This is a genomic window from Paenibacillus sp. LHD-38 (assembly GCF_031157315.1).
GTDB lineage: Bacteria > Bacillota > Bacilli > Paenibacillales > Paenibacillaceae > Pristimantibacillus.
The window spans coordinates 1-7,186 of sequence record NZ_JAVIFU010000100.1 but is presented as its reverse complement, the minus strand read 5'-3'; the positions used below and the strand labels follow the sequence as shown (position 1 = coordinate 7,186).

At 42.0% G+C, this 7,186-nt stretch carries 7 protein-coding genes and 1 pseudogene; 5 read left to right on the top strand and 3 right to left on the bottom strand.

Features of this window, described 5'->3' with window-relative positions; translation table 11 throughout:
* Positions 1-243 precede the first annotated feature (243 nt).
* Positions 244-960: an alpha/beta fold hydrolase gene (locus RCO25_RS34030; RefSeq protein WP_309000476.1), complete on the top strand. Its 717-nt coding sequence runs from the start codon at positions 244-246 to the stop codon at positions 958-960.
* Positions 961-1,319: 359 nt separating this feature from the next.
* Here the strand turns inward: RCO25_RS34030 and RCO25_RS34025 are convergent, their stop codons facing one another.
* Both RCO25_RS34025 and RCO25_RS34020 read right to left on the bottom strand, forming a co-directional pair.
* On the bottom strand, positions 1,320-1,637 hold the full coding sequence (locus tag RCO25_RS34025; RefSeq protein WP_309000475.1) for a hypothetical protein: 318 nt from the start codon (positions 1,635-1,637) through the stop codon (positions 1,320-1,322).
* 543 nt (positions 1,638-2,180) lie between these two features.
* A pseudogene (locus RCO25_RS34020) lies at positions 2,181-3,197 on the bottom strand (IS110 family transposase).
* A 196-nt stretch (positions 3,198-3,393) separates the two neighbouring features.
* On the opposite strand from RCO25_RS34020, the gene RCO25_RS34015 reads away from it, so the two are divergent.
* The 4 genes from RCO25_RS34015 to RCO25_RS34000 all read left to right on the top strand — a co-directional run bounded on the left by RCO25_RS34015 (position 3,394) and on the right by RCO25_RS34000 (position 6,032).
* Positions 3,394-4,134: a hypothetical protein gene (locus RCO25_RS34015; protein WP_309000474.1), complete on the top strand. Its 741-nt coding sequence runs from the start codon at positions 3,394-3,396 to the stop codon at positions 4,132-4,134.
* Positions 4,135-4,302: 168 nt separating this feature from the next.
* A complete protein-coding gene (locus RCO25_RS34010) occupies positions 4,303-4,845 on the top strand; it encodes a GNAT family N-acetyltransferase (RefSeq protein ID WP_309000473.1) in 543 nt (180 codons plus the stop codon).
* Positions 4,846-4,997: 152 nt separating this feature from the next.
* Positions 4,998-5,450, top strand: coding sequence for an NUDIX domain-containing protein (locus tag RCO25_RS34005; RefSeq protein ID WP_309000472.1), 453 nt, complete (start codon positions 4,998-5,000; stop codon positions 5,448-5,450).
* Positions 5,451-5,594: 144 nt separating this feature from the next.
* Positions 5,595-6,032: an NUDIX domain-containing protein gene (locus RCO25_RS34000; RefSeq protein WP_309000471.1), complete on the top strand. Its 438-nt coding sequence runs from the start codon at positions 5,595-5,597 to the stop codon at positions 6,030-6,032.
* Positions 6,033-6,169: 137 nt separating this feature from the next.
* Here RCO25_RS34000 and RCO25_RS33995 read toward each other — a convergent pair whose 3' ends face one another.
* Entirely contained in the window at positions 6,170-6,943 is a 774-nt protein-coding gene (locus RCO25_RS33995) for a hypothetical protein (RefSeq protein WP_309000470.1), read from the bottom strand.
* Between the last annotated feature and the right edge of the window lie 243 nt (positions 6,944-7,186).

The window sequence follows — 7,186 nt, the reverse complement described above, 5'->3', positions numbered from 1 at the left end:
AATTGTGGAGTATGCGTGCAGAAGAATAGTACTTGGAGAAATGTCCCACACGCTTCTTCTGTTCCCTCATGCCCAAGACCAGAGCAACGGTGCCTAATGAGCTTGCTTTCTGAACAACAGCTGTATACCATCGCGACGAAATCCTGCGAATGAGTGAGTATATGTGAGATAAACCCTTAAAACCGAGGGACGGGTACGATAGTTCAATGATGAAGGGCAGAATAGTTAAAGAGGAGGAATTGTATGTATATATCCAATCATGTGAAAAATGGCGAGTTAGCCATACATTATTTTGACTCAGTAGATTGCTCTGATCTTTCAAAGACGGCATTAGTTGTTTGCCCTGGGTTATCAGAAACCGCCGATGAGTATCTTGATTTACTTGAAGTTGTACAGCCCAGAAGGAGCGTTATCCTTTCGTTCCGGGGACGAGGAGAAAGTGAGACACCCACCTCTGGATATAACCTCGACGAGCATATCTCTGATATTGAAGCGGTTGTGCAAGATGCTGGACTCGATCAATTTCATTTATTCAGTTACTCACGTGGCGTTTCTTATGCATTAGGGTATGCATTAAAGCATAAGTCAAAAGTTAAATCCATTATGGTTGGGGACTATCCACCAGAGCACAGGGCAATGGATAAAGAGTGGCCGGAAGATTACATAAATAACTATCTAGTTCCATTTAACCGAACGGAGCAAATTAGACCGACAGCTGTTAGAGGGATACAAAGTGAATCGCGGCATATCGATATTAAAGGGAATTTTGATATACCTGTTTTAGTGGCACGAGGTCTACTTGAAGGTTCACTAGTTACTGACTCTGATATCGAGCGTTATAAGAGTATGTGCCCAAAATTAATTATCAAGGAATATTCAGCTTCAGGCCATGGTCTTAAGGGGCAAGATAAAGAAAAATTTTATAACGATATTGTTGAGTTTATAAATAATATTGATTAAATGATTTCCTTATTGCGCTAACGGGAGACGATAGTTGAATGAACGCAGCGTAAACCAGTCCGTTTCAGGGACTGGTTTTTCTATACAGTGATCACCCTCTGTCTATAAAACGATTGTTTTTTAGAATTTATAAACATCAATTTAAAATGGAGAACGTTAGTTGAACAAGAAAGGAGCAGTTTGCGGCAGCTGCTCCTTTCTTCTAGCCGGTGAAAGTCTCGTTGTTGCTTTGAAAACTCCCCAATTGTCTATTTTTTTGTCAGAAAATAATCCCATTAAGTTTACCATTTCAAATACTTTACCTGTTAAACTCTGATCCTTCAGCTTGTTCAAGCGGGATACAGACGCTTATATTGCATTTAATCCGCCTCAAGTTCACGCGCATCCTTAAACATTAATAATACCGCTGTTATGAATAAGACTGCGGTCATTACGCAGCATTCCGCGAAAGTCATGCCAAGACCGAACCACAGTTCGAGGACTGCGTAGAGTCCCACCGCTGAGCCCGCAAATATGCCGATGCACGCGAATAGTAACGCGATGAATACGAACATGTGGCCGCCAGTGTTTGGTTTGTACAATGTTTTTTTTTCCGGATTTAGAATTAACGAGATCCGCTCCATAGTCACCAGAAGCACGCGTGACTTGTTTAGTTTTTTTCTTTTATTTGGTGACAAAGTTATCTCCCCTAATATCTTGTTATATTCTTTTTCGGAACTTGGACTGGTTAATTTAAGACCTGAAGAGATTCCAAGGGCGAAACTGGACGAGAAACTGGCGGAGGCAGGCATAAGATAGCCCGATTTTCTAAAGCTTTTTGCTCAATTATGATTAAACTCCCTTGGTACGATGTAATTTTCTCACGAATGCTCGCTTATTCGCAGGATTTCGCTCGGTTGGTAAGGGCTGAAAGACAAGAAGTGGAACGCCCTGTTAGACTTCGGCAACATGAAGGCGTACGGGAATAGAGGGGGGATATAACCGTCCCATATACTTCCATTTACTGCACGCATTCTCCACGCCGCCCTTGGAGGTTTTCACTCCCATGTCTTAACGGGTCAAAGCCCTCTCATTCCTTCGTTACGCCTATCCAAGGGGTGGAGGCTGGTCTTGCTAACGGTAAGGGTCGGTGCCCTTTGGTTTAATGAATCCGGTACGCCGTGCTTTCTTTGAAATCCTGCGAATAAGCCAAAACTCGTACAACGAAATGGGTTGTTAGGTTAAGCTGCTTGCAAGAGCGGTAACGTTTTTTGTGGCATGTAGGCTTGACCGCTGCGCGCCATCCCAACTAGTATTCTAGCCAATTTACCGCATAGTTTCATAATGGACCTCATTTTCTTCATCTTCTTGAATTGCACATTGTAGGCATGCATCGCTTGAAACTCCGAATTGTTCATGACCAAACTCATAGTAGCCATGAAGAGGAAACGGCGAAGGCGGGATCGTCCGCGTTTGCTAATCTTCATTTGCCCCGTCCATTTGCCTGAGCTCGCTTCTGCGAGGTTAAGTCCTGCATGGCGCAGCAAAGCATTTCCGTGAACAAATCCGCTTAAGTCCCCAGCCTCACCCAAAATACCAGCTAGTGAAATGACACTAATTCCTTTAATCGCGAGGATGGATTTTGCAAAGGGAATGCGTTCTAATACGGCTGAAATTTCCTTCTCCACAACCTCTAGCTGTTCGTAAGCAAGGTCGTACTCGGCGAGCAAAGGGGTGTACTGTCCAAGTCTAAATAGGGGCTAAATAGCGACGAAGTCACGATTAGAGAGAAGCACACGTAGATCCTCGAATGCTTCGGGGGTCGTGCGAGTTTCCGAGTAGTAACCGTTCTTGACCAAGTCGGCGATAACGAGTGCATCCTTTCTGTCACTCTTTGAGGGCGTATTGTCGCGATTCTCTTTGTTTTTTTTGACGAGGTGCGGATTGACTAAAACGACTTCAAAATGGTGTTCTGTGAGCCACCGAGAGACGTTAAGCCAGTAATGCCCGGTTGGTTCCATCCCGACTACGGCTGCGCTTAAATGATGGGTGGTTTGCAGATTTTGAATCCAAAGCAAAAGATTGTGAAACCCCTCCTCGTCATTAGAAAAGGATAAGTAGTCTCCGATGATGATGCCACGAAAATATACAGCGCGCGCAACATGCATCTGCTGGGCGATGTCGATCCCGACAACTAAATGCTGAGCAGTAATTTTTTCAATGCGTTGATTTTGTCTCGCTTGCGATTTAAACTTCATAATAGAGCGTCCTCCTGGATGATGGGATTTTTAGGACTATGACCCGTTGCGTACTCCCATCGTACCGAGGTGCTTCTTTTTTTGCAAAGCTGATAATTAACGCTCTACAGGAATGCTAACGGGCAGTATAGTGGAACAAAAACAGCCGCAACTATGACATCAGCATACCCGTCTATATAGTCTGAGGTGATTGACAATGAGGTGGTTTAAACATTGGGGGAAGACTTCGTTTGTGCTACTTTTTATGATTGTCGCGGCCAGTTGCGGTACGGCTAATCCAGAGTTAGTCTCAGAGAAAACAACGGAACCATGCATGGCTGAAATTGATTGGCTCGATTTCCTAATGATCAATAACATTAAGTATTATCAAAACTACGATGGAACCAAAGCAGTAACGGCGGAGCAAATCGGAGGCAAGGTAGGCGAAGTCTCCTACATGCTCAGTGAGCATGCTTGTACGGATCACGTAGCTAAGAACGGGGACGCGGCATTCCTTCCGATTGGTACCGATGTTTATGCATTGAAGGGTTACAAGTCGGAGTTTCGCGTCGTAGCGGATAACAAGATTTACGAAGTAAATGAAAATCCGAATGCCGCAACGATGGGGGATCTCATGGACATTGAAGGCAAGGTGGAGAAAGTCAGCCTGGAAAGTGGCCAAGACGGCAGTCCAATTGGAAACTTCAGCCAAGAAGCGTCATCGGAATTCATTTCTGAGCTTCTACCTTTGCCGTATGTCGGTTTCGATGCGGTTTATGAGAAAACAAAACATGAGGCTGGTATTTTCCTGCGTGTGGACCTTCAAGATGGCACATCATTTCGGATGGTCTACTATCCGAAAGCGAATGGTTTTACGGCAGGGGCCTTTGGAACGGAAAAGTTGAAAGTATTAGTCACGTCTCAGAGAGAACAAATTAAATCAGCGGCGGGATTATAATGGTGGATTGACCGTTCAAGATTGAACTAACGGGCTCGATAGTGGAGGAGTTTACTATGTGGCAGCTCCTCTTTTCTATTGAAGTATCGGGCAGTAATCTTCAAGAAAGGCATGACCTATTCAGAAATACTTATGGTAATATTAACGAATAATAATATGGGGGAGTTCATGTTGTTGTTTTTCGAAATGGGTAACCTTCGTGTTCGCAAATTATCGAATAAAGACGCGGATTATCTAGTACAGTGGCTTTCCAATCCATTAGTGCTGCAATATTACGCAGGAAGAGACCGCCCTCATAATATTGAGATGGTGAGAGAGATTTTTTTTCACGAAGAAGATAGTGAAACGAGATGCATTGTAGAATACGATTCTAAAGTAATAGGATATATTCAATTCTATGAATTGGATGATGAAGGAAAAGGGGAATATGGTTATACAAATTTGAAAGAAAAAATATATGGTACGGACCAATTCATTGGAGAGGTCAATTATTGGAATAAAGGGATAGGTAAGTTATTAGTTAGTTCAATGGTCAACTACTTAATAACTGAACTAGATGTAAGCAAAATTGTGATGGACCCACAGACTTGGAATGTACGAGCAATCGCGTGTTATGAAAAATGCGGCTTCAAAAAAGTAAAGTTATTACCTAAGCACGAATGGCATGAAGGGGAACTTAGGGATCAATGGCTAATGGAGTTTTCTAAGTAATTACGCTAAAGGGTGCGATAGCGCAATTAGAACCTGAGCGAAGCTACCGGCACCATCCGGTGGCTTCATTACGTTAACGAGCAGGATTGTATGGTGTTGGGCTGGAATTATGTATGGTATAACAAGACGCGTTTTTACGTTGGAGGGTATATATGCTAAAACCTTTATTTGGTGGAGTATTTCCTACTGATAAACGAATTGCGGGTATTCACAGCATCCCCATAACAAATGACGGTTCACTTATAATGGTTTGGGATAAAAATGAAAAAAACCTTACTACGATTGGTGGTAGAATAGAAAATAACGAGGATTTAGATGCTGCACTTGATCGTGAGACAGTCGAAGAAGCTGGGCTTATTTTAAAACCATATAGAATGCCTATTGCATCGTGGTATTGGGAAAGTACGAATACATATACTGTTTTCGTTTTAGCTAAAGTTAAGGAGTATGTAGAAATGCCAGCAAGCTTTGAGACAACTGGGCGTGTAACAATGAATATAGAAACCGCACGCCAGATGATTTTAAAAATCGAAGGAGAAGGATTACGTACAGAACTTCTTGATATCGTTGAGGCTGTGTACGATCAGTTCATATCACTTCACTGATGCATTACGATACTACAATAGTTTACTCCACGAAGCTGCCGCGTCTGATCGGCAGCTTCATTAAGCTATTTGGCAGGATTGCGTGGAGGCGGAAGTAAGCAGATGATTACAAATTTAATATTCAATCCGATTGGAGGCTTCAGGATGGGCATTCAGTTTCGACATATCGCAAGAGCTCTAATAATTGATAATAATCATATCCTAATTGCTCGGATGAAAGATGCTCATTCATTTCTACCAGGCGGTGGTGTTGAGCTTGGGGAAAGTGCACGGACTGCCCTAAAAAGAGAGCTAGAAGAGGAATTAGGCGTGACTACTTGTGAAATAACTCGATTCCTTGGTGTTATTGAATTTGGAATTGAAGAAAAGGAGTACCACGAGATAAACCATTTGTTTGAAGTGAAAACCAATGGGCTGTCTGCAATTATTCCACCAATTTCGAAGGAATCACACCTAGAGTTTTACTGGATTGAGCCCACAATTGAGAAATTAAAGCAACATAACGTCTTACCATATCTTGTTCAAGAAATTATTCCACAAATAATAAGCGAGGATAAACCATTGTGGGTTAGCAATATGTAGACATCAGTATTGCGCTAACGGGCAACGATAGTACCATGGCAAAAAGGTTGCCGTCATTTGATCGGCAGCCTCATTAAGCTATTTGGGCAGATTTAGTTACAATTAAAGCCATGAAAAAAGGCGCTAATTAAGCGCCTTTATCGTTTTCGTTCTTTAGCTTTTTGTATTTGTTTTAACCAAAAATCTGGTGGTTCGTAGACAATGAGTGAGTAATCAAGTTCATGACCAAGTGGAGTTGCTAATTGAATAAGCAACAATTTGCTTAAATCCGTAGGATGTAAATCACCTGTTTTAATTGTCAAGACTTGCACTCCATTTCTTTCGGGAGTGCCCACGACAATTACTTGGTTTCCTTTTGTATATACATCGGTGACAGTCGTTTGGAAAACAACGATATACAAATCAAGATCAGTTTTATTTTGAAACATGGGGAAATCAATGCCAACGTTTTGTTTGAAATTTAACTCGCCTGATATTCCAATGTCATAAGTGGTAAAAAGCCGATGGAGTGCGTAATGTATTCGATTAGGAACATAACTCCATCTGCCTCCCCAATATGTGCTATGCCAATGTTCTTCATATACGGGTCTTTTATAGTTAGGGTCATTCTTTATAACATTGAAGTGAATTTTTGTTCCCTTATCCAATACCTCAGAAATAGGAATGGTTTCGGAAGGATAGTGTTTTTCGGTTTCTATTTCCCAGGGTAATGTAACAATTGTAGTCGGTTTAGGAGGCTCAAGCTGTTGTAAACGTTTTTCTAGATCTTCTACACGTTTATTTACTTCTTCCGGGTCTTTTGAGTGAGAATCTGATAATCCATGCGCATAAGAAGTTGCGAATGAAACTAAGAAAATCAATAATATTGATATCGATTTCCTTAAAACATAACCATGGCGTACTTTTGACATTCTCGTCACCTCATGGTTATGTTGCTACTTCACAATCAGTTTTATGTAAGAAATTCCATTGAACTACCATGAAAGAACGGATTAACTTTCATGCTCTGTGCTGCAGCATAGAGATGCATGAATGGCTAACGGGTACGTTGCTATGAACGTTTTTGTCAATACCTCGTACTTGCATTAACCGAAACACTAGGCGCGGGGGCAAATAAGCGAGCGACGGTCGGCACGCTGCTATCCGTGGGTTGG

What these genes read in the sequence shown, in the direction of transcription:
- RCO25_RS34030 (WP_309000476.1), top strand. Translation starts at nt 244, where the DNA reads ATGTATATATCCAATCATGTGAAAAATGGCGAGTTAGCCATACATTAT.
- RCO25_RS34015 (WP_309000474.1), top strand. Translation starts at nt 3,394, where the DNA reads ATGAGGTGGTTTAAACATTGGGGGAAGACTTCGTTTGTGCTACTTTTT.
- RCO25_RS34010 (WP_309000473.1), top strand. Translation starts at nt 4,303, where the DNA reads ATGTTGTTGTTTTTCGAAATGGGTAACCTTCGTGTTCGCAAATTATCG.
- RCO25_RS34005 (WP_309000472.1), top strand. Translation starts at nt 4,998, where the DNA reads ATGCTAAAACCTTTATTTGGTGGAGTATTTCCTACTGATAAACGAATT.
- RCO25_RS34000 (WP_309000471.1), top strand. Translation starts at nt 5,595, where the DNA reads ATGGGCATTCAGTTTCGACATATCGCAAGAGCTCTAATAATTGATAAT.
- RCO25_RS33995 (WP_309000470.1), bottom strand. Translation starts at nt 6,943, where the DNA reads ATGTCAAAAGTACGCCATGGTTATGTTTTAAGGAAATCGATATCAATA.